We start from the raw sequence: 22716 nt of genomic DNA on the forward strand, positions 1-22716 counted from the left end.
CCGCTCCAGCAAATGCCGGGATTAAACATCTAGACCGTCTTCTCGTCCAGCAATCCCGACACGAAATCGAAGAGACCGGGCCGGCGGTCGCGCCGCAGCCGCTCGGCCACGACGATGCCGCGCACCTCGGCGAAGGCGCGGTCGAGATCGTCATTGACGATGACGAAGTCATATTCCTTCCAGTGCTCGATCTCGTTGCGGGCGTTCTTCAGCCGCGTCTCGATCACCGCTTCCTGGTCCTCGGCGCGGCGCTTCAGCCGCGCCTTCAATTCCTTCATCGATGGAGGCAGGATGAAGATCGAGACGATGTCGGCACGCATCTTCTCCTTGAGCTGCTGAGCGCCCTGCCAGTCGATGTCGAACAGCATGTCGCGCCCCTGCGCCAGCGCCAGTTCGGCCGGCTCGCGCGGTGTCGCATAGCAATTGCCATGCACCTCCGCCCATTCGAGCAGCGCGTCGGAATCGCGCAGCCGCTCGAATTCGCGCATCGTGCGGAAGTGGTAGTGAACGCCCTCGATTTCCGAGCCGCGGCGCGGCCTCGTGGTGACCGAGACCGACAGTTCGAGGCTTGAATCGCTCTCCAGAAGATTGCGCGCGATCGTCGACTTGCCGGCACCCGATGGTGACGACAGGACGAGCATCAACCCCCGGCGGCGGATGCGGGACCCCAAATCCCTGGGAACCATCGGTTCCTTGGCAACCATCGGCTACTCCAGATTCTGGACCTGTTCACGAAACTGGTCGACCACGGCCTTCAATTCGAGCCCAATCGCTGTAACCGCCGCAGCGTTCGACTTGGAGCACAGCGTATTTGATTCGCGGTTAAATTCCTGTGCCAGAAAATCGAGCTTGCGACCGACGGCGCCGCCGCCCACGAGCAAGGCCCGGCCAGACGCGACATGCGTTTTCAGTCGGTCGATCTCTTCGCGAATATCGGCCTTGGTGGCAAGGAACGCCGCCTCCATGTGCAACCGGCTTGCATCCAGATTGGCGGATGCGTCTATCAGCAGCCTGACCTGCTCGGCGATGCGTTCGCGGATCGCCGCCGTATCGCGGGACGGGTCGGCTTCCGCGCGCAGGGTCAGAGCCTCGATGCTGTCGATATGGCCGGACAAAAGCAGGGCCAGCGCGGCACCTTCGCCTTGCCGGGCCTTTTCCAGGCCGTTCAACGCCACGTCGAGCGCGGCCATGATGGCGATGTCGAGCGCGGCCCGCGCCTCTTCGGTTTCAATGGTTTCGGCAATGTCGAGCACACCACGCAGCGACAGCAATCCGTCAGCCGTCGCGGGCGCAACGCCGAACTGTTCCTGCAGCCGCTTGGCAAGGCCGGCGATATCTTTCAGAAACGCCTCGTTGACGACAGGTTGCGCCTGCGCGCCGGCGGCGCGGCCGATGGTCAGCGTCGCCTGGAAATTGCCGCGGGCGAAACGCTTCTGCAGCGTTTGCCTGACAACAGGTTCCAACCGCTCGAAACCCTGCGGCAGCCGCAGCCGCACCTCGACGCTCTTGCCATTGACGGATTTGACTTCCCAGGCAATCGAGGTGCCGTCATGCTCGGCGACGGCCCGCGCAAAACCGGTCATGCTCTGCAAATTCATGTCGCCTGCACATCCTTGAAGCCTCACCCCGATACCGGTTTCCCGGAGGGGCAAGCGCGGCTTAAAATGACCACGCCGCGAATGCGTCGAAATTGGACGCCTGGCGTTCTTTCAAATGTCAGGCTGCGGCCTTCCAGGCAACGCCTTTCTTCACCTTACTGGGCCGCGCCCGCATCACCGCCGGCATCGCCATTGTCGCCACCGGCGCCATCGCTGCCGTCGGCAGGCTTGTCGGCAGCAGGTTTGTCAGCACTGCCGCTGGTACCGGCGGCAGTGGCGGCCTTGGCTGCGTCATCGGCCTGCTTCTTCTGCAGCGCGCGATAACGGGCGACGTTTTCATTGTGCTCGTTCAGGGTGGAGGCAAAGACGTGACCGCCCGTGCCGTCGGCAACGAAATAGAGATCGTCGGTCTTCGACGGATTGGCGACGGCCTCAAGGGCCGCGCGGCCCGGATTGGCGATGGGCGTCGGCGGCAAGCCGTTGATCAGATAGGTGTTGTAAGGCGTCTGCTTCTGGATGTCGGACTGGTAGATCGGGCGGTCCGCCGGCTTGCCCTTGCCGCCAAACAGACCGTAGATGATGGTCGGATCGGACTGCAGGCGCATGCCCTTGGCCAACCGATTCAGGAAGACGGCGGCCACCCGTGAGCGTTCATCGCCCTTGCCGGTTTCCTTCTCGACGATCGAGGCCAGGGTGACAAAGTCCTCGACGTTGGCCAGGGGCAGATCCGGCGCGCGCCGCTGCCACACCTCATTGACCAGTTTCTTCTGATCGGCGAGCAGCTTGTCGACCATCTGCTGACGCGTTGCGCCACGCGTGAAGCGCAACGTGTCGGTGGCAAGGCTGCCCTCGGGGGGCGTCTTCGCGGGCATGTCACCGCTCAGGGCGGGTTCGTCGGCGATGCGCTGCAAGGCTTGCTCGACCGTCAGGCCTTCCGGAACGGTCAGCGAGTACATCACCGACTTGCCGCTCTTCAGGAGTTCCATGATGTCGCGCATGGATGCCTTGGGCTTGATCTCGTATTCGCCGGCCTTGAGCGCGGAATCGTTGCCGAAGGCACGCACGCCGAGGCGGAATACGCGGGCGTCGCTGATCAGCCCGCGGCGCTCAAGCTGGTCGGCGATGTCCTGGACGCCGGTGTTGGGCTTGACGAGGAAGGTGTCGCCATTGGCGGATGGGCCGGGTTCGGTAAACTCCTGCTTGCCGAAATAGAGGGCCACGCCCGCCGCCAGAACCATCAACACCACCAAGGAGATGACGAAGTTCATGAACACGACGATCTGGCTGCGCGAAGCGCGCGACCGTTTCGGCGGCGGCGTTCCGGCCTCCGGCCGCAGCGCCTCGCTGGCCGTCTTCGGCACGATCGGCCCGGTGTTCGCCGGCCTTTGCCCGAATTCTCCGTTGCCTGACGGATTTGTGCTCATTTCGCCCTACTGTTCGATCTCTCAACGAATCCCCTGTGGCAGAGTAGGGGCGAATATGGCAAAATTGACGACACGCCAAAGCATCGCCCGGCAGTTGGTTCAGCCATTATAACGCTGGAAGACGAGCGAAGCGTTGGTGCCGCCGAAGCCGAAGGAATTGGACAGGGCCACATCGATCTGACGGGGACGCGGTTTGTTCGGCACCAGGTCGATTGCTGTTTCGCGCTCGGGATTGTCGAGGTTGATGGTCGCCGGTGCGACATTGTCGCGGATGGCGAGGATCGAAAAGATTGCTTCGGCCGCGCCGGCCGCTCCCAGCAAATGGCCGATCGACGACTTGGTCGACGACATCGAAATCTTGGAGGCCGCATTGCCGACCAGCCGCTCGACAGCGCCGAGTTCGATCGTGTCGGCCATGGTCGATGTGCCGTGCGCATTGATGTAGTCGACATCGGCCGGCGTAAGCTTTGCTCGGTTCAGCGCCGCCGTCATGCAACGGAACGCCCCGTCGCCATCTTCGGCCGGTGCGGTGATGTGATAGGCATCGCCGGTCAGACCGTAGCCGGTCACCTCGGCATAAATCTTGGCGCCGCGCGCCTTGGCGTGCTCGAGTTCCTCCAGCACGACGACACCGGCGCCCTCTCCCATGACGAAGCCGTCGCGGTCGCGGTCGTAGGGCCGCGAGGCGGTTTGCGGGGTGTCGTTGCGTTCGGTCGAGAGTGCCCGGCAGGCCGCGAAGCCGGCGAGCGACAGCCGCGTCACAGGCGATTCGGCGCCGCCGGCCAGCATGATGTCGGCATCACCGAAGATGATCAGCCGGGCGGCGTCGCCAATGGCGTGCGCGCCGGTCGAGCAAGCGGTGACGACAGCGTGGTTGGGGCCTTTCAATCCGTGCCGGATCGAAACCTGACCCGACACGAGATTGATGATGTTTCCGGGAATGAAGAACGGACTGATGCGGCGTGGGCCGCGTTCCTTGAGGATGATCGCGTTCTCGGCGATGCCCTCAAGACCGCCGATGCCGGAGCCGATCAGCACACCGGTGGCGCAACGCTCTTCTTCGGTTGAAGGCTGCCAGCCGGCGTCCTTCAGGGCTTCATCGGCGGCCGCGATCCCGTACAGGATGAAGTCGCCGATCTTGCGAAGTTCCTTCGGCTCAAGAATGGCTTCGGGATTGAGCGTACCGTTGGAGCCGTCGCCACGCGGGATGACGTGGGCGATCTTGCAGGCAAGATCGTCCACCTCGAACTCGGTGACGCGCTTGGCAGCGCTGCGGCCGGTCAGCAGTTCCTTCCAGCCGTGCTCGAAGCCCATACCGAACGGCGAAACCAGGCCAAGGCCCGTGACGACGACACGCCTCATCGCAGGTCCTCCCCGGTGATGACTGCGGAAAGCGTCAGGCCGAAGCCTTGTCGATGTACTTCACCGCATCGCCGACGGTCAGAATGGTCTCGGCTGCGTCATCGGGGATCTCGACGCCGAATTCTTCTTCGAACGCCATGACGAGTTCAACCGTGTCGAGGCTGTCTGCGCCCAGATCATCGATGAAGCTCGCCTGCTCCGTCACTTTGTCGGCATCGACGCCAAGGTGCTCGATGACGATCTTCTTGACGCGCTCTGCGGTGTCACTCATTTGGGGCATCCTCGTCTTTTGTTTGTCTGTCTTCGTTAGCGGGCGGAATGCCGCTAATCAAGCTGAAAGATGGTCCTGCCGGAAACGCAACGGCCACGGACCGGTTTTTGCCCGAACCGCCGGGTTGCGGGCCGCATTACACGAAAAATAGCCGAGGTCCAAGCCGAAATGGTGGGTTTTCACAGCGCGGCGGTGTTGCCGTCGGACCTCGCTCAAATCATCGCCATACCGCCATTCACATGAATGGTCTGCCCGGTTACGTAGGCGGCCTCGTTCGAGGCCAGATAAGCAACGGCGGACGCCACTTCGGCACTGGTGCCCATGCGCTTCGTGGGGATCGCCGCCATGATCGCCTCTTTCTGCTTGTCGTTGAGCTTGTCGGTCATCGCCGATTCGATGAAGCCCGGCGCGACGCAGTTGACGGTGATGTTGCGGGTGGCGATCTCCTGCGCCAGCGATTTGGACAGGCCGATCATACCGGCCTTGGAGGCGCAGTAGTTCGCCTGGCCGGGATTGCCGGTCACGCCGACCACCGAAGTGATGTTGATGATGCGGCCATGGCGGCGGCGCATCATCGGGTGGGTCAGTTCACGGGTCAGCCGGAAAACGGCGGTGAGATTGACCTCCAGCACCGTATCCCAGTCAGCGTCCGACATGCGCACGAACAGGCCATCCTTGGTGATGCCGGCGTTGTTGACCAGGATGTCGACGCCCTCGAGATCGGCCTCCGCCTTCTGGCCGAGCGCCTTGACCTCGTCGCGGTTCGACAGATTGGCCGGGAACAGCTTGACCCGATTGCCCAGTTCGGAGGCCAGCGTCTCCAGTTTTTCGATGCGCGTGCCGTGCAGGCCGACGATCGCGCCCTGCGCATGCAGCACCCTGGCGATCGCCTCGCCGATGCCCCCCGATGCGCCGGTGACAAGCGCCTTGCGGCCGGTCAATTCGAACATTGTTGTCTCCAGGTTGAGAAGAGGGCACCCCGCATAGGGATGGTATCAAATGGCGTTTTATGCAAGCGCCGCCAATGCCGCCTCGACCTCGGCCGCGGACCCTACCGAGGCGGTGGCGATGTCGCGGTTGATGCGACGAGCCAGCCCCGAAAGCACCTTGCCGGCGCCGATCTCGTAGAGGGTGGTGATGCCGTTGGCGCCGAACCATTCCACAGTTTCGCGCCAGCGCACGCGACCGGTCACCTGCTCGACCAGACGCCGGGCGATCTCTTCGGGATCGGTCGACGGCTGCACCGATACGTTGGAAAGGACGGGGACGACTGGCGCAGTCTTTGCCACCCCGGCAAGAGCCTCGCGCATGACGTTGGCTGCAGGTGCCATCAGCGCGGAATGGAAGGGCGCTGACACCTGCAGCATCAACGCCCGTTTGGCGCCCTTTTCGGTGCACAGCTTCGCTGCCAGTTCAACCGCGGCCTTTGCACCTGATATGACCAACTGGCCGCCGCCATTGTCGTTGGCGATCTGGCAAGTCGAGCCCTTTGCGGCCTCGGCACAGGCAGCTTCGACATCGGCCTGCTCCAACCCGATGATCGCAGCCATGGCGCCCTCGCCGGCTGGCACCGCTGCCTGCATGGCGTTGCCGCGAGTGCGCAGCAGACGAGCTGCATCGGCAACGGAAACGAAGCCGGCGGCGGCGAGTGCCGAGTATTCGCCCAGCGAATGGCCGGCGACATAGGCGACCTTGTCGTTCAGCGAGAAACCGCGCGCTTCCAGCGCCCTGATCGCCGCCAGCGACACCGCCATCAGCGCGGGCTGTGCGTTGGCCGTCAGCGTCAAGGTCTCTTCGGGACCTTCCCAGATCAGCTTCGACAGGTTTTCGCCGAGCGCATCATCGACTTCCTGGAAGATCCTGCGCGCCTCCGGGAAGGTGTCGGCGAGATCCTTGCCCATGCCGACAGCCTGGCTGCCTTGTCCTGGAAAGGTGAATGCGACGGCCATGCGAGGGCTCCCCAGACGTGTTTTGCTTGCCTGATACTACGAATTTTCCCTGCCTGTGACGCAAGGCAGGCCGCCAAGTCAAGCCACTTCACCTCATGCCGAAGGCCGCACCGCCACGCGAGTGCCTGTTCCGAAAGGCTTTTTGGCGATCACACCTGATGAAAACCGCTCACGAATCGTTTGCTGGCTCTTCTTATTTTCGTCACAGGCGCTAGCTTTGCGTGACAATTATATGACAATCCGATGACGTGGGTTGTCCTTGGGTGGGAAGTTGAAGTGGCAAAGAGTTTGAAACGTGCCGGCAATGCCGCGCCGCAGTTCCTGGAAGACGATCCGTCCACCGGCTATCTGCCGGGCCGGAAATGGCCGGTCGTCCGCTACGGTCTGGTCAGTCTGGCGATCTCGGCCGTCCTGGTGTTCGCCATCGAACTGATCGTGCGCGGTGATGTTGCCGGCACCGTTTCCTTCTTCCTGCAGCCGCTCAAGCCCGGCTGGACCACCATCGTCGTGTTCGCGCTGATCCTGATCGGTCTCGATGCCGTGCTCGGCCGCAGTCATCAAAGCCTGATGATCGTGGCGCCGCTGACCCTGTCGCTGGCCTTTGTCGGCCACCAGAAGTCGCATTATCTCGGCGATCCGCTCTATCCGACGGACTTCCTCTACGCCCGCCAGATCTTCGCCCTGCTGCCGCTGCTGGTGCGTGAGCGGCCAATGACCGCGCTCGCCATGGTCGCGGGCATCGTCGCCGGCCTGTCCCTGCTCGTCTACGGCTGGCGGCTATGGCGCCGCAAGGTTCCAGCCCTCAGCCACAAGGGCCGCCTTGCCCGGCTGACGCTGGCGGTGCCGCTGCTCGCCTTTTTCGTCTCGATCATGGACTACGCCACCTTCTCATGGACGCGGGACCGGCTGCAGATCATCCCCATCATGTGGGACCAGAAGGAAAACTACGCCTCCAACGGCTTTGCGCTCGCCTTCGCGCTCAACGTGCCGATGGCGCATGTCTCGGCCCCGCCCGGCTATTCCGATAAGGCAATCGCGGCGATCGACAGGCCCAATGTGAAGGCCTCGGTGCCGGCCCAGAAGCCGGACATCATCGTCGTCATGAGCGAATCCTTCTGGGATCCAACCAAGTTGCCCGGCGTCACCATTACTCCCGATCCGATCCCCAATGTGCGGTCGCTCCGCTCGGGCTCGATGTTCTCGCCTGAATTCGGTGGCATGACCGCCAATATCGAATTCGAAGCGCTGACCGGGTTTTCGAACGCCTTCCTGCCGGCCGGCAGCATTCCCTACCAGCAATATGTACGCACCCCGACGCCGTCGATGGCGACGTTCCTGAAGAGCGAAGGCTACAGGGCGCGCGCCATCCATCCAGGCACCAACTGGTTCTGGAATCGCGGCGCGGTCTATGCCGATTTCGGTTTCAACGACTTCAAGTCGGAAGAGACGCTGCCGCCCATGGAAAAGCGCGGACCGCTGGCATCCGACGCTGCGATGACCGACGAGATCATCCGCGAAGCCGACGCCAGCGACGATCCCGTGTTTTTCTTCGCCGTCAGCCTGCAGAACCATGGCCCGTATGAGCCGAACCGTTATTCGAACCCGACCCATTCGGTGCAAGCGCCGATCAGCCGGTGGGCGCGTGAATCGCTGCTCTCCTACGCCGAGGGTTCAGCCGACGCGGACCGCGGCCTCGAGCGGCTCATCGAATGGGCCAAGACGCGCGAGCGGCCGACGATCGTCGCCTTCTTCGGCGACCATCTGCCGCCGCTCGGACCGGTCTATGTCGAGACCGGTTTCCTGAAGGACAACGTCGCGCCCCGCAAGGAACCGACGCCGGAGGCGGCTCTCGAACATCACGCGACACCGCTGATCATCTGGTCGAACCGTTCAGGCCCGGTCGAGAATCTGGGGACGGTGAGCCCTTCGTTCCTGCCCTATCATATCCTGACCGCCGCGGGCATCACCCACCCCTACTACACCGGCTTTCTGGGCGAGATGCGGGAGCGCTATCGCGTTGTCGACCGCAACCTGCTGCTCACGCCGACCGGCCCGGCCAAGCCCGACTGGTCGCGCCAGAAGGAGATCGACCCGGCGATCCGCGATTTCCAGCTGATCCAGTACGACATGATGTTCGGCAAGCGCCATGCAGCGCCCGACTTCTTCCCCGAGACGGTCGACAAGGTTGTCGCCCATACGAGCTGAAGGTCTCGATCCCCTCGGTAATGCGCGCGCCCTCGGCATCGCGCGCTCAATTCGTCAGTTGCAGCTTCGAGAACTTGTTGGCGATCTGCAGAAAAACATTCGGCAGCTTGGACGGGTCGTTGACGGCGTAGTAATCGCTCGGGTCGGAAGCGCAGCCGCTGTAAAGCGTGCGGTTGGCGGCGGTGTCGGACTGCAGCACCATCGTGTAAATCTGCACGCCCTGGTTCTTCAACTGCGTGCAGACGCTCTTGGTCCAGCCGTCGACATTGCGGGCCGCGGTCGTCTGGTTGTCCGAGCCGAAGCGGCCACCCGCCAGGTAGCCATAGGACGTATAGTCGGACTTGGTCGGCTGCTGGCTGGCACCGTAGACGACATTCTCCCCGTCGGTGAGCAAGAGCACGATCTTGCTCACGCCGGGCGTCTTCCATGGCGCGCCATCGGTATAGGGTGCGCCGGGCGAAAGCACCCGCATGCCCCAGGACAGCCCCTCCGAGACGTTGGTGCCGGAGCCGTTCCACTCCGTCATCCGGCTCGCCGCCTTACGCAATTTGTCGAAATTGTCGGTCAGGGGAACGACCGGTGTGGGACAGGCACGGTTGGGACCGACCGTGATGGCAGAACCCGTCTCCGTTATGATTTCCTTAGCCGGCGCTACATATTTGGCGACCTGTTCCCTGGCTGCCCTGTCACCCGGCAGCAAAAGATCGATAAGATCACCAAGCAGGCCGCTCAGGTTGATGCCAAGAATGTTGACGCCCGGCTGGGCGAGCCTGGTCTTGTCGCTGACGTCGTTGAGATAGGAATTATTGTAGTACTTATCCGAATTGCCATAGGAACCAGACGGTTTCTGCGCGTCGTCCGGGTCGTCCGGCGCGAAATACGGCACGAACAATGTGTCTGGATTGTTTGGATCGGGTGGCGTGTCGGAAATATTGTAGGTGCCAGGCCGCGCTTCGACGCAGCCTTTCCATCCGGTGCCGTTCCATCCGCTATCGGTCCATCCAGTCTTCTTAAGCTGCTTGAACAGCGCCATGTGGTTCGGGCGTTTGCCATCGATGACGGGGAAATTGATACCGTTGGTCGACGATTTGCCGTCCATATCGATCCAGGACGGGTCGAACCCGTCACCGTTCACATTGACGGCCGTGACGAAGGGAACCAGTGAGGCGCGGACCTGGCGCGTCGGCGATTTTGTCGATTCGAGCGTGTCCAGCAACGACTTCGTCGCCGTCCGCAGGGCCGTCATGCGGGCGCCGGCCATCGAGCCGGTATTGTCCAGTACCAGCACGACTTCGAGCTGGTTATTGGACTCAACCGCCGAGGCATCGACCACGATGTGCTTGCTCTGGCCAAACAGGAAAGCGAAGTTCAGATTGACGTCGGCCGAGGCGACCGCCTTGGTTTTGATGAAATTGACGCCCTTGTCGACGGTCAGCGTCGCCTGCGCGTTGACGAGTTCGCCATGCCCGGCGATATTGGCCTGGAAATAGCGGTCGAAAGCATCGGTGCGAGTAATGTCCAGATCGCCAAGATGCGAGGAGGCAAGGTTTGCCGCATCGAGCGCGTTCTGCAAGTTGCTCTTCGCCCGCATCATGGTCGAGACATCGGTCGCGAAGGCCACGGCCGACAGAATGGCCGGCAGCCCCAATCCCATCAGAAGCGCGAAATTGCCGCTCTTTGAGCGCCAGAATCTGTTGAGAAGCATCCTTACCCCCGGAAATGCTTGCCGCTTGTCATGCGCGGTTGTCCGGAGCTTTTGCGCCTTCCATGATGAATCGACCGTTGACGGCGGAGGGCAACCCTGCGCAACCTGACATTGTGGTTAAGGGGCGGTTGCCGGGAAAATCGCCAGGCCTTGCCGGCGCCGCGGCTTGATTTCCGGCGGCTGCGACATCGGGGACGCCGCTTGCCCTTGCCTTATCAGCGGATTGCTGTATAGACGCCGCCAATCTGCCGGTCCCAGCTGGGGGCTGAACGGAGGGCCGGAGGTTTTTTCGAGAACCTTCGTGTGAAGCCAGAAGTGCTTCCGCCTCCCGTGTCTCCGCTCTCGACCGTCTCGTCATGCTCCTTTCTTCCCCGCGCCCTTCGAGGCACATGCGGGTCAGAGAAGTTGCAGAGGCTTTTGCCGCCGGGAACCGGGAGAGAAACGAAGAAAGGCACGAAGACATAATGGCTCTTTACGAACATGTGTTTCTTGCCCGGCAGGACCTCTCGCAGCAGCAGGTCGATGCTCTTGTCGAACAGTACAAGGGCGTCATCGCAGCAAATGGCGGGTCCGTCGGCCGGGTCGAGAACTGGGGACTGAAGTCCCTCACCTACCGGGTCAACAAGAACCGGAAGGCATACTACACGCTGATGGACCTCACCTGCCCGCCGGCAGCGCTCAACGAGATGGAGCGCCAGATGGGTCTGTCCGAGGACGTGCTGCGTTTCCTGACCATCAAGGTCGAGGCGCATGAGGAAGGGCCTTCGGCCATGATGCAGAAGCGCGAAGAGCGCTCCGAGCGCGGTGGCTTCGGCGATCGCGACCGTGGCGATCGTCCGGCGCGCAGCTTCGGCGACCGCGGCGATCGTGGCCCGCGTTCGTTCGGCGATCGCGAAGGCGGCGACCGTGGTCCGCGCCGTCCGCGCGAAGGTTTTGAAGGGGGTGCAGAATAATGGTCGACATCAATCAGATCCCGACCCGGCGCCCTTTCCATCGCCGCCGCAAGACCTGCCCGTTCTCCGGCGCCAACGCACCGAAGATCGACTACAAAGACGTGCGTCTACTGCAGCGCTACATTTCCGAGCGCGGCAAGATCGTGCCATCGCGCATCACCGCCGTCAGCCAGAAGAAGCAGCGCGAACTCGCCAAGGCGATCAAGCGCGCCCGTTTCCTCGGCCTGCTGCCCTACGTGGTTCGCTAATTCTTCCGAACGGGCGGTTCTCCGCCCGTTCCTTATCACCGGCCATGACGGGCATGACCGGTTAGGCATCAAATCCCGAGTTGAGGTCAAAAACCTCTAACTGCCGCGACAGGCAGGACAGCGACACCGGCGGCAACGCCCTTTTGCTTCCTGACCTGTTCCAGAGAATTCGGCGTCGGCCTTGTGGACGCACGCCCAACCAAAAGGAACATAGCCATGGACGTCATTCTTCTCGAACGCGTTTCCCGCCTCGGCCAGATGGGCGATACCGTCAAGGTCAAGGACGGTTTTGCCCGCAACTTCCTGCTGCCGCAGGGCAAGGCGTTGCGCGCCAACGAAGCCAACAAGAAGAAGTTCGAAGGCCAGCGCGCCCAACTCGAGGCCCGCAACCTCGAGCGCAAGTCGGAAGCGACCCAGGTCGCCGAAAAGCTCGACGGCAAGAGCTTCATCGCGGTGCGTTCGGCCGGCGAGACCGGCCAGCTCTACGGTTCGGTGTCGACGCGCGACATCGCCGACCTGCTAGTCGCGGAAGGCTTCACGGTCAACCGCAACCAGATCCAGCTCAACCAACCGATCAAGACCATCGGCCTCACCAATGTGGCGATCGCGCTGCATCCGGAAGTCGAAGTCACCATCACGCTCAACATCGCCCGCACGGCCGACGAAGCCGAGCGCCAGGCCAAGGGTGAGACGCTGACCACCGCCGAAGCCATTTATGGCGACGACATCAACGACAATGCGCGGCCGGAAAACTTCTTCGATCCGAATGCCGAGTTCGAAGGCGGCGAAGAAAACGCCTGATCGCATACGTCGATTTCCAGTCATTCTGGACCAATGCCCGGGCCTCTCGCCCGGGCATTTTTGTGCCAAAAGGAACTTTTCGAAACCCTACATATTGATGCAGAGTAGGACAGCCTGTCTGACCGTGAGGGGACATCGGACTATGAATATTCTGTTGAAGCGCATTCTCTCCCGCCTGGTGCGCACGGGCAATCTCAAGGTAACCGGGCCGAAGGGCTCGACATTCATCTTCGGCGACGGCAGCGGCGAGCCGGTGCACATGCATATCAAGACCCGGCATGCGGAGCGCGCCATCACCTTCGATCCGATGCTGGCGGTGCCTGAGGCCTACATGGACGGCGAGCTGGACATTCCTGAAGGCGGCGTGCTCGGACTGATGCGCATTGCCTTCCAGAACATGGGCAGCGGCGGCATCGACGCAACATGGTCGAAAGCCATCGAGGGCCTGCGCCACGCCTTCCGCCGCCTGCAGCAGATCAACACCGCCTCGCGCTCGCGCCGCAACGTGCAGCGCCACTACGATCTATCGGGCGAGCTCTACCGGCTCTTCCTCGATGAGGATATGCAGTATTCCTGCGCCTATTTCGAGCAACCAGACATGACGCTGGACGAGGCGCAGGCAGCCAAGAAGCGCCATATCGCCGCCAAGCTCAGGCTGAAGGCCGGCCAGACTGTGCTCGACATCGGCTCCGGCTGGGGCGGGCTCGGCCTCTACCTTGCCAAGGCCTTCGACGTCGACGTGCAGGGCGTGACGCTGTCGACCGAACAGCATGGCGTCGCCACTGACCGGGCGCACGCGCAAGGGCTGGAAAACCACGTCCATTTCGAACTGAAGGATTATCGCGAGCTCAACGAACGCTTCGACCGCATCGTCTCGGTCGGCATGTTCGAGCATGTCGGCGTCAACCATTACCGCACCTTCTTCGACAAGGCGGCAACATTGCTGAAGCCTGACGGTGTCATGCTTTTGCACACGATCGGCCGCTCCGGCGTGCCGTGGGCGACCAGCGCCTTCATCCGCAAGTACATTTTCCCGGGCGGCTACATCCCGGCGATGTCCGAGGTGCTGCCGGCGATCGAGAAGTCCGGCCTCGTGGTCACGGACGTCGAGATCCTGAGGCTCCACTATGCCGACACGCTGAAGCACTGGGGCCAGCGCTTCGCCGCCAACCGCGACAAGGCCAAGGCGATCTATGACGAACGCTTCTGCCGCATGTGGGAGTTCTATTTGGCCGCCTCGGAGGCCGCCTTCCGGTGGCAGGACCTGGTGATTTTCCAGTTCCAGATTACCAAGAAGAACGACACGCTGCCGATGACGCGCGACTATATGGCCAAATGCGAAAAGGCGCTGGAAATGCGCGACATGGGACACCGTGAAGACATGGGGCACCGTGAAGATATGGGGCACCGTGAAGATATGGGCCATCGCGAGGCGGCTCCGGTCGAGAAGCCCGCCAAGCCCGCCCGCCGACGCAAGGTGGCGGAATAGGAACGGCGCTGTCAGGACGCATTATTGGCGCTTGCCATTGCACGCCCCTGCCCCGAAAAAGGCCTCGTGAATCGTCGCGAGGCCTTTTTCATGACCTATCTCCTCTACGCAGCCGCGGCGCTGGCTGAGATCGCCGGCTGCTTTTCGGTGTGGGCGTGGTGGCGGCTGGAGAAGTCGCCGCTCTGGCTGCTGCCGGGCTTTGCCTCGCTGCTTGTGTTCGCCTGGCTTCTGGCATTGGTCGACACCAATGCGGCCGGCCGCGCCTATGCCGCTTACGGCGGTATCTACATCGCTGCCTCGCTCGCCTGGTTGTGGCTGGTCGAGGGCGTGCGCCCCGATCGCTGGGACCTTGCCGGTGCTGCGCTCTGCATGGCCGGCGCCTCGGTCATGCTGCTTGCACCGAGAGGGGCATAGGTCGTGGAACTGCCGGCCACTCTTCGACAGGCTGTCGATCGCATTTTGGAAAAGGTGCCGCTGCCGGACCTCAAGCAGGCAGCAAAAACCCTGTCCGACCGCTACCGAGCCGAACTGCGCGACGGCCGCCTGCACATGGCCCAGGACATGGCGGTCAAAGCCTATCTGACGACGCGGATGCCGGCGACCTACGCGGCGGTCCGCGCCAGCCTCGACGCGCTCGCCGAAGTCCGACCGGATTTCACGCCGAAAACCTTGCTCGATGTTGGCGCCGGCCCTGGTACGGTGCTTTGGGCCACCAGCGACCTCTGGCCCGAACTGGAACTGGCCACGTTGCTGGAGGCGAGTGCCGCGGTGCGCAAGATCGGCGAGACGCTTGCCGCCGATGCGATCGCGGCCCGGACCATCTGGCAGGCCGGCGACGTCACGACGGACCTTGCCGACCTGCAGCCGGCGGACCTCGTCACATGCGCCTATGTGCTGGACGAGATCGTGCCGGCATCCCTGCCCAGCATGGTCGACCGTCTATGGCAGCTGACGACGGACACGCTGCTGGTCGTCGAGCCGGGCACGCCGGCGGGCTGGCAGCGAATTCTGGCGGTACGCCAGCAACTGATCGCCGCCGGCGCACATGTGCTGGCGCCTTGTCCGCACGAAGCCCCCTGCCCGCTCAACCCGCCCGACTGGTGCCACTTTTCCCGCCGCGTCGCCCGCTCGCGCCTGCATCGGCTGGCCAAGGAGGCGGAGGTACCGTGGGAAGACGAGAAATTCACCTACGTCGCCGCTTCGCGCCAGCCGGCCGCCTTCCGCGCCGCCCGGGTGATCGCGCCACCGAAAGCCGGCTCCGGCAAGGTTACGCTCAAGCTTTGCGAGCCCCGCGGCGACGCCAATGAGAGGCTGTTTACCAAACGCGACGGCGAAACATTCAAGGCGGCAAGACGGTTGGACTGGGGCGGCGTCCTGGAATCAAGCGGGACGTGAGCGGCCGATTGTTCTTGCTTCGTTCCAATACCGCGCGTAAGAATCACGGCTTGCCGAGTCAAACGGAATCGGGACACAGGAACACTCTCCTGTGGACGGTTTGCCGTCCCTGTGAACAACGAGCATCAAGGCGACTTGGACCCTCACTGTTGCAGATAAGTCAGCACTGACTTGTCCAGTTCTGATATCGAAAGGCCGGGATCTAGATCGGGGACATCATGGCAGAGGCAGCGCGAAAATTCGGCGTGGCGGAGCAACCGCTCTATCGCGAATCGCCCAACAACATCGAGGCCGAGCAGGCGCTGCTTGGCGCCATCCTCGTCAACAACGACGCCTTCTACCGTGTGTCCGACTTCCTGAAGTCCGGCCATTTCCACGAACCCCTGCACCGTAAGATCTTCGACGTCGCGGCCGAGTTGATCCGCATGGGCAAGGCAGCGACGCCGATCACGCTGAAAACCTTCCTGCCGGCCGATGAAAAGGTCGGCGACATGACGGTAGCGCAATATGTCGTGCGGCTGGCGGTGGAAGCCGTCACCGTCGTCAACGCTACCGATTACGGCCGCGCTATCTATGACCTGGCGACGCGTCGGGCGCTGATCACGGTCGGCGAGGACATGGTCAACATCGCCTATGACGCGCCTGTCGACATGTCGCCTTCCGAACAGATCGAGGACGCCGAGCGCCGCCTGTTCGAGCTGGCCGAAACCGGGCGCTATGACGGCGGCTTCGAGAGCTTCACCGACGCGGTCAAGACTGCGGTCGACATGGCCAACGCCGCCTATATGCGCGACGGCGGTCTATCAGGCCTCGCCACCGGCATGCGCGATCTCGACCGCCGCATGGGTGGCCTCCAGCCCTCCGACCTGATCGTCCTTGCCGGCCGTCCGGGCATGGGCAAGACGTCGCTCGCCACCAACATCGCCTTCAACGTCGCGGAAGCCTATGTGCCGGCACAACAGGCCGACGGCTCGTTCAAGGCGGCCAATGGCGGCGTCGTCGGGTTCTTCTCGCTCGAAATGTCGTCCGAACAGCTCGCGACCCGTATCATTTCCGAACAGACGGAAATCTCTTCCTCGAAGATCCGCCGCGGCGAAATCAGCGAAATGGATTTCGAAAAGCTGGTCGCCTGTTCGCAGACCATGCAGAAGATCCCGCTGTTCATCGACCAGACGGGCGGTATTTCCATTGCTCAGTTGTCTGCCCGCGCGCGTCGGCTCAAGCGCCAGCGTGGCCTCGACCTGATCGTCATCGACTATATCCAGCTGATGCAAGGCTCATCCGCCAAGTCCTCGCAGAACCGCGTGCAGGAAATCACCGAGATCACCACCGGCCTGAAGGCGTTGGCCAAGGAACTGACCGTGCCGATCATTGCGCTGTCGCAGCTCTCGCGTCAGGTCGAAAGCCGCGACGACAAGCGCCCGCAGCTCTCCGACCTGCGCGAATCCGGTTCGATCGAGCAGGACGCCGACGTCGTCATCTTCGTCTACCGCGAGGAATATTACCTCAAGAACCGCGAGCCGAAGCTCGGCACCGAGGAATACGTCAAATGGGAAAACGAGATGAACGAGATGCGTGGCAAGGCCGAGGTGATCGTGGCCAAGCAGCGCCACGGGCCGACGGGCACGGTCACGCTCGCCTTCCACGGCGAATTCACCCGCTTCTCGGATCTTGCGGAAGAGCATCATATCGCCGAGAGGTTTGAGTGACCTCTTGAGAAAAGTCTCATTCCGCCACGCTGTCCCGCTGACCTTGGGATCGCTTGCATTGCCCAAATACGCGGCAGGCCGCGCCTGATGGCCAAATCGCGCGTCCAGTTCATCTGCCAGAATTGCGGTTCGGTGCACCAGCGCTGGGCCGGCAAATGCGATGCCTGTGGCGAGTGGAACACGCTGGTCGAGGAAGGCACATCAGGCGGTATCGGCTCGGGGCCCGCCAACACGCGCAACGCCCGCAAGGGCCGGGCCGTGGCGCTGACCACGCTTTCAGGCGATATCGAGGACGCGCCGCGCATCGTCTCGGGCATCGGCGAACTTGACCGCGCCACCGGCGGCGGCTTCGTGCGCGGATCGGCGCTGCTGGTCGGCGGCGATCCAGGCATCGGCAAGTCGACGCTGCTCACGCAAGCGGCCGCCGCCCTCGCCTCGCGAGGTCACCGCATTGTCTATGTCTCGGGCGAGGAAGCCGTCGCGCAGATCAGGCTGCGCGCGCAGAGGCTCGGCGTCGCGTCGGCGCCCGTGGAGTTGGCGGCCGAGACCAATGTCGAGGATATCCTCGCCACGATCGCCGACGGCAAGCGGCCGGATTTGGTTATTCTCGATTCGATCCAGACACTGTGGACCGACCTTGCCGATTCGGCACCGGGCACGGTCACCCAGGTACGCGCCGCCGCGCAGGCAATGATCCGCTATGCGAAATCCACGGGTGCCGCGATCGTGCTGGTCGGCCACGTCACCAAGGAAGGCCAGATAGCGGGTCCGCGCGTGGTCGAGCACATGGTCGACGGCGTGCTCTATTTCGAGGGCGAAGGCGGCCACCACTTCCGCATCCTGCGCACGGTGAAGAACCGCTTCGGACCAACCGACGAGATCGGCGTCTTCGAAATGTCGGACAAGGGATTGCGCGAAGTCTCCAACCCGTCCGAACTTTTCCTTGGCGAGCGACACGCGAAATCGCCGGGAGCGGCGGTTTTCGCCGGCATGGAAGGCACCAGGCCGGTTCTGGTCGAGATCCAGGCGCTGGTCGCGCCCTCCTCGCTCGGCACGCCACGTCGGGCGGTGGTCGGCTGGGACGGCGCGCGGCTGTCGATGGTGCTGGCGGTGCTGGAGGCGCATTGCGGTGTCCGTTTCGGGCAGCATGACGTCTATCTCAACGTCGCCGGCGGCTATCGCATCAGCGAGCCGGCGGCCGACCTCGCGGTCGCCGCCGCCCTGGTTTCGTCACTCACTGGTCTTGCCCTTCCCGCCGATTGCGTCTATTTCGGCGAAATCAGCCTTTCGGGCGCGGTGAGGCCGGTTGCGCATGCGCAGCAGCGCCTCAAGGAAGCCGAAAAGCTGGGTTTTGGTAGCGCGGTTCTGCCCTTGGGCAGCGAGGAACTTGCTGGGGGGATCGGGGCCGGCGCTTTCCAGCCCACCGAGCTTGCCGACCTCGTGGCGCGCATAGCCGGCTCACGGCGCAGCCGTGCCGACGATGAAGAGTGACGCGGCTCGCCGAGCCGTGAAAAAGAGATCGGAGTGGGGCCAAAGACATGCCGATTACGCTGCTTGACGGAATTCTCGTCGGCTTCACCCTGGTCTCGGCGATGCTCGCCATGGTTCGCGGCTTTTCGCGCGAGGTGCTTTCGGTTGTTTCGTGGGCGGCTGCGGCGGCGGCGGCCTTCTTCTTTTACAAGCCGGTCCTGCCCTACCTGAAGCCCTATATCGACAATGAGAAGATCGCGATGGCGGCGTCCGCCGGCGTCGTCTTCATCATCGCGCTGATCGTCGTCTCGGTCATCACCATGAAGCTCGCCGACTGGATCATCGATTCGCGGATCGGTGCGCTCGACCGCACGCTCGGCTTCCTCTACGGCGCCGCGCGCGGCATCCTGGTCGTCGCGGTGGCGCTGCTGTTCTTCAACTGGCTGGCCGGCGCCAAGGCCCCGGCCTGGGTGACGGATGCCAAGTCGCGGCCCTTGCTGGAATCGATAGGCGCCAAGATTGAGAATCTGCTGCCCGCCGACACCGAGAACGCAATCCTCAAGAAGCTCAGCCCGAAAACAGGCGCCGAAACCCCGGCTGCCCCGGATGCGCCTGCGGCGGATGCGCCGGCGACGGGTGACGATGCCAATACGCCGGCTCCTGACGACAACGAAACGCCGCCGGCCGACAACGCCCCGGCTCCCGCCAATCCGGCGCCAGCGCCGGCGAACTGACGCCGAAAAACTGACGATCGTGCCAATGGTGGCACGGCGCGCGTTGCTTTCGAGGCACTGTCGCCTTATATGGCGATTTTAGCGGAGCTTGAGTCCCATGGCAGACGCAGACGACGTGCCTTTCGCCGAGGCCGACGATCATTTCCATGACGAATGCGGTGTCTTCGGCATCTTCGGCCGGCAGGACGCTGCGGCCATCGTCACGCTCGGCCTGCATGCGCTGCAACATCGCGGCCAGGAAGCGGCCGGCATCGTCTCCTATGACGGCACCCAGTTCCATGTCGAACGCCATGTCGGCCTTATCGGCGACACCTTCACCAAGCAACGCGTCATCGACAGCCTGCAGGGCAACCGCGCCATCGGCCACACGCGCTACGCCACCACCGGCGGCGCCGGCATGCGCAACATCCAGCCCTTCTTCGCCGAACTGGCCGATGGCGGCTTCGCCGTTGCCCACAACGGCAATCTGACCAACGCCATGACGGTGCAGCGGGCCCTGCAGAAGCAAGGCGCGATCTTCTCCTCCACCTCCGACACCGAGACGCTTTTGCATCTGGTTGCGACCAGCAAGGAGCGCGACCTCAACTCGCGCTTCATCGACGCGGTGCGCCAGGTCGAAGGCGCCTTCTCGCTGGTGGCGATGACAGCCAAGAAGATGATCGGCTGCCGCGACCCGCTCGGCATTCGCCCGCTGGTGCTGGGCGATCTCGACGGCGCCTGGATCCTGGCCTCCGAGACCTGCGCGCTCGACATCATCGGCGCCCGTTTCGTTCGCGACCTGAAACCCGGCGAGATGGTCGTCGTCACTTCCAAGGGCATCGAAAGCCTGTTCCCGTTCGAACCGCAGAAGACCCGCTTCTGCATTTTCGAATATGTCTATTTCGCCCGGCCCGACTCTTCGGTCGAGGGCCGTAATGTTTATGAGGTGCGCAAGCGCATCGGCGCGGAACTGGCGCAGGAAAATCCGGTCGAGGCCGACATTGTCGTGCCAGTCCCGGATTCCGGCACGCCGGCGGCAATAGGCTTCAGCCAGGCGGCGGGCATTCCCTTCGAACTCGGCATCATCCGCAACCACTATGTCGGCCGCACCTTCATCCAGCCTGGCGATTCGATCCGCCACATGGGCGTCAAGCTGAAACACAACGCCAACCGCCGCATGATCGAAGGCAAGCGCGTGGTGCTGGTCGACGATTCCATCGTGCGCGGCACCACCAGCCAGAAGATCGTGCAGATGGTGCGCGACGCCGGCGCCAAGGAAGTGCACATGCGCATCGCATCGCCGCCGACCAGCGCTTCATGCTTCTACGGCGTCGACACGCCGGAGAAGTCGAAGCTCTTGGCTTCGCGCATGTCGGTGGAAGAGATGGCCGAGTTCATCCGCGTCGATTCACTTGGCTTCCTCTCGATCAACGGGCTCTACCGCGCCGTCGGCGAGGCCAGCCGCAATGACGAACAGCCGCAGTTCTGCGACGCGTGCTTCACCGGCCAGTACCCAACCCGCCTGCTCGACTTCGAAGGCCACGATAATGTGCGCACGCTGTCGCTGCTGGCGACGAGCGGGGCGTAGGATCGCCCGACCGTTACCAGCCCTAGTCAGATTTCCGGAAGCCATCGCATGACCCTCGACCTTACCGGCCGCGTTGCGGTCGTCACCGGCGCCTCTCGTGGCATCGGCTATTTCATCGCCAGGGAATTGGCGGCCGCCGGCGCGCATGTCATCGCGGTTGCCCGCACCGTCGGTGGACTGGAAGAACTCGATGACCAGATCAAGGCGGCCGGCGGCCAGGCGACGCTGGTTCCGCTCGATCTCGCCGACATGGTCGGCATCGATCGGCTGGGCGGTGCCATCCATGAGCGCTGGGGCAAGCTTGACGTCCTCGTTGCCAATGCCGGCGTGCTCGGCGTCATCTCGCCGATCGGCCATGTCGAGGCCAAGACCTTCGAAAAGGTGATGACCATCAACGTCACCTCGACCTGGCGGCTGATCCGCTCCGTCGACCCGCTGCTGCGGCTTTCGGATGCCGGCCGGGCGATTATCCTGTCTTCGAACGCCGCGCATTCGGCGCGTGCCTTTTGGGCGCCCTACGCGGCATCGAAGGCGGCGGTCGAAGCGATGATGCGCTCCTGGGCGCATGAGACGCAAAGCCTGCCGCTGCGCGTCAATGCCGCCGACCCTGGCGCCACCCGCACCGCGATGCGCGCGCAAGCCGTGCCCGGCGAGGATCCCGAGACATTGCCGCCCCCCTCCGAGATCGCCAAACGCATCGTGCCGCTGGCCAGCCCGGACCTCACGGAGACCGGGCTGATTTTCCAGGCCAAGCACAATCGCTTCGTCGCCTACCGGCAACCGGAATAAACTCGAGCCTTTGACGGTGCCGAGGAGGCGGCCATGATGGGTTATCACGACCGCACCAGTCTCGACCCCTCGGCGGCTGTTCTATCGCTTTGCGGGCCGATTGAATTGTGGCGGCTGCAACACGCCTGCCCAGAAATCCACCGGTCATGCTTTCGTCATTTCCGGGGAGTTGTTAGGGTCGGATAGCTCCCACACCAAGCGCCCTGCAGGGCAGAACAAGGAAAACTCCATGACTACCACCGCAGCATTGGTCTGGTATCTGGTAATCGCCGGCCCACAGGGCGGCATGGTCGTGCTGCCGAGCACCTTCGACAAGCGCGAACAGTGCACTGCCGCCATCACCGAATATCAGAAGCAGCCTACACCCGCCGGCTGGTCCGTGCAGTGCGTACCGAGCGCCTCGCCCTTCACCGACGAAGGCGATGCCGAAGCGCCGTCGGCGCAGTAAGCATCGGCTATCGCAAGGTCCCCCTGCTGCGGCGGGCCTTGCGATTTCAGCGCCGCGCGCTCACCGTCAGTTCCGGTTTCTGGTTTATGGTCTGGAACACCACGCAGTAGCGCTCGGTCAGCTTCAGCAGCGAATCGACCCGCTCCTGCGGCTCATCCGTGTCGAGATCGAAATTGAGCCGGATGGCACGAAAACCGACCGGCGCATCCTTGGCGACACCGAGCGTGCCGCGAAAATCAAGATCGCCTTGCGCTTCCACCGTGGCGGCGCCGAGCTTGAACTCGAGCGCCGTCGCCACGGCCTTCAGCGTAACCCCGGCGCAAGCCACCAATGCCTCGAGCAGCATATCGCCGGAGCACAGTTCGAGCCCCGAACCGCCTGTTGCCGGATGCAGGCCGGCGATTGCCAACGCCCTGCCCGTCTCGACCTTGCAGGCCACCGACTGGTCGTCTATCGAACCCTTCGCTCTCAGCGTGATCAGTGCTTGTGTGGCGTCGTCGCGGTAGGCCTGCTTCAGCGGCGCCTGCATGGCCTTGAGTTCGGTTGCGTCCATTTTCGTTCCTTTCGAACGGCTTTCTGCCTTGATAGCACGGTCGTGC

At 63.3% G+C, this 22716-nt stretch carries 22 protein-coding genes; 13 read left to right on the forward strand and 9 right to left on the reverse strand.

Features of this window, described 5'->3' with window-relative positions; genetic code table 11:
• Positions 1-29: 29 nt before the first annotated feature.
• From gmk to fabD, 7 genes are all read right to left on the reverse strand, one after another.
• Positions 30-686, reverse strand: coding sequence for a guanylate kinase (gene gmk, locus C7I87_RS08635; protein ID WP_027053294.1), 657 nt, complete (start codon positions 684-686; stop codon positions 30-32).
• A gap of 21 nt (positions 687-707) precedes the next feature.
• Positions 708-1598: a YicC/YloC family endoribonuclease gene (locus C7I87_RS08640; RefSeq protein ID WP_149903806.1), complete on the reverse strand. Its 891-nt coding sequence runs from the start codon at positions 1596-1598 to the stop codon at positions 708-710.
• Positions 1599-1753: 155 nt separating this feature from the next.
• Positions 1754-3022, reverse strand: coding sequence for an endolytic transglycosylase MltG (gene mltG / locus C7I87_RS08645; RefSeq protein WP_149903807.1), 1269 nt, complete (start codon positions 3020-3022; stop codon positions 1754-1756).
• 99 nt (positions 3023-3121) lie between these two features.
• Positions 3122-4384 carry a beta-ketoacyl-ACP synthase II gene (gene fabF / locus C7I87_RS08650; RefSeq protein WP_149903808.1) on the reverse strand — a complete coding sequence of 421 codons (1263 nt, stop codon included), beginning with the start codon at positions 4382-4384 and terminating at the stop codon, positions 3122-3124.
• A gap of 34 nt (positions 4385-4418) precedes the next feature.
• On the reverse strand, positions 4419-4655 hold the full coding sequence (locus tag C7I87_RS08655; RefSeq protein WP_006203723.1) for an acyl carrier protein: 237 nt from the start codon (positions 4653-4655) through the stop codon (positions 4419-4421).
• Between the two features lie 212 nt (positions 4656-4867).
• A complete protein-coding gene (gene fabG / locus C7I87_RS08660) occupies positions 4868-5605 on the reverse strand; it encodes a 3-oxoacyl-[acyl-carrier-protein] reductase (protein WP_149903809.1) in 738 nt (245 codons plus the stop codon).
• 57 nt (positions 5606-5662) lie between these two features.
• Entirely contained in the window at positions 5663-6604 is a 942-nt protein-coding gene (fabD, locus tag C7I87_RS08665; RefSeq protein WP_149903810.1) for an ACP S-malonyltransferase, read from the reverse strand.
• A gap of 243 nt (positions 6605-6847) precedes the next feature.
• On the opposite strand from fabD, the gene C7I87_RS08670 reads away from it, so the two are divergent.
• A complete protein-coding gene (locus C7I87_RS08670; RefSeq protein ID WP_149903811.1) occupies positions 6848-8809 on the forward strand; it encodes an LTA synthase family protein in 1962 nt (653 codons plus the stop codon).
• Positions 8810-8855: 46 nt separating this feature from the next.
• Here the strand turns inward: C7I87_RS08670 and C7I87_RS08675 are convergent, their stop codons facing one another.
• Positions 8856-10514, reverse strand: a complete 1659-nt coding sequence (locus tag C7I87_RS08675) for a pilus assembly protein (RefSeq protein WP_149903812.1) — start codon at positions 10512-10514, stop codon at positions 8856-8858.
• 464 nt (positions 10515-10978) lie between these two features.
• Here C7I87_RS08675 and rpsF point away from each other — a divergent pair, with 464 nt between their 5' ends.
• The 12 genes from rpsF to C7I87_RS08735 all read left to right on the forward strand — a co-directional run bounded on the left by rpsF (position 10979) and on the right by C7I87_RS08735 (position 22117).
• Positions 10979-11467 (forward strand): 30S ribosomal protein S6, encoded by a 489-nt coding sequence (rpsF, locus tag C7I87_RS08680; protein WP_027144123.1) that lies wholly within the window; start codon positions 10979-10981, stop codon positions 11465-11467.
• Complete coding sequence (gene rpsR / locus C7I87_RS08685; protein WP_006203718.1) at positions 11467-11715, forward strand: 30S ribosomal protein S18; 249 nt, start codon at positions 11467-11469, stop codon at positions 11713-11715. The genes rpsF and rpsR overlap by 1 nt, the downstream gene beginning before the upstream one ends.
• Before the next feature lie 216 nt (positions 11716-11931).
• Positions 11932-12516 carry a 50S ribosomal protein L9 gene (gene rplI / locus C7I87_RS08690; RefSeq protein ID WP_149903813.1) on the forward strand — a complete coding sequence of 195 codons (585 nt, stop codon included), beginning with the start codon at positions 11932-11934 and terminating at the stop codon, positions 12514-12516.
• 142 nt (positions 12517-12658) lie between these two features.
• Entirely contained in the window at positions 12659-14005 is a 1347-nt protein-coding gene (locus C7I87_RS08695) for an SAM-dependent methyltransferase (RefSeq protein ID WP_149903814.1), read from the forward strand.
• Between the two features lie 90 nt (positions 14006-14095).
• Complete coding sequence (locus C7I87_RS08700) at positions 14096-14419, forward strand: YnfA family protein (protein ID WP_149903815.1); 324 nt, start codon at positions 14096-14098, stop codon at positions 14417-14419.
• A 3-nt stretch (positions 14420-14422) separates the two neighbouring features.
• Positions 14423-15400, forward strand: a complete 978-nt coding sequence (locus C7I87_RS08705; RefSeq protein ID WP_149903816.1) for a small ribosomal subunit Rsm22 family protein — start codon at positions 14423-14425, stop codon at positions 15398-15400.
• A gap of 218 nt (positions 15401-15618) precedes the next feature.
• Positions 15619-17109 (forward strand): replicative DNA helicase, encoded by a 1491-nt coding sequence (locus C7I87_RS08710; RefSeq protein ID WP_127871426.1) that lies wholly within the window; start codon positions 15619-15621, stop codon positions 17107-17109.
• Positions 17110-17196: 87 nt separating this feature from the next.
• Positions 17197-18600: a DNA repair protein RadA gene (gene radA, locus C7I87_RS08715; protein ID WP_149903817.1), complete on the forward strand. Its 1404-nt coding sequence runs from the start codon at positions 17197-17199 to the stop codon at positions 18598-18600.
• A gap of 47 nt (positions 18601-18647) precedes the next feature.
• Positions 18648-19313 carry a CvpA family protein gene (locus C7I87_RS08720; RefSeq protein WP_149903818.1) on the forward strand — a complete coding sequence of 222 codons (666 nt, stop codon included), beginning with the start codon at positions 18648-18650 and terminating at the stop codon, positions 19311-19313.
• 97 nt (positions 19314-19410) lie between these two features.
• Positions 19411-20880, forward strand: coding sequence for an amidophosphoribosyltransferase (gene purF, locus C7I87_RS08725; protein WP_149903819.1), 1470 nt, complete (start codon positions 19411-19413; stop codon positions 20878-20880).
• A 48-nt stretch (positions 20881-20928) separates the two neighbouring features.
• Positions 20929-21669 carry an SDR family NAD(P)-dependent oxidoreductase gene (locus C7I87_RS08730; protein WP_149903820.1) on the forward strand — a complete coding sequence of 247 codons (741 nt, stop codon included), beginning with the start codon at positions 20929-20931 and terminating at the stop codon, positions 21667-21669.
• A 229-nt stretch (positions 21670-21898) separates the two neighbouring features.
• Positions 21899-22117 carry a hypothetical protein gene (locus C7I87_RS08735; protein WP_149903821.1) on the forward strand — a complete coding sequence of 73 codons (219 nt, stop codon included), beginning with the start codon at positions 21899-21901 and terminating at the stop codon, positions 22115-22117.
• Positions 22118-22163: 46 nt separating this feature from the next.
• On the opposite strand, the gene C7I87_RS08740 is transcribed toward C7I87_RS08735, so the two are convergent.
• Positions 22164-22670: an OsmC family protein gene (locus tag C7I87_RS08740; protein ID WP_149903822.1), complete on the reverse strand. Its 507-nt coding sequence runs from the start codon at positions 22668-22670 to the stop codon at positions 22164-22166.
• Between the last annotated feature and the right edge of the window lie 46 nt (positions 22671-22716).

Origin of the sequence: Mesorhizobium sp. SARCC-RB16n (assembly GCF_008520305.1) — a bacterium.
GTDB lineage: Bacteria > Pseudomonadota > Alphaproteobacteria > Rhizobiales > Rhizobiaceae > Mesorhizobium.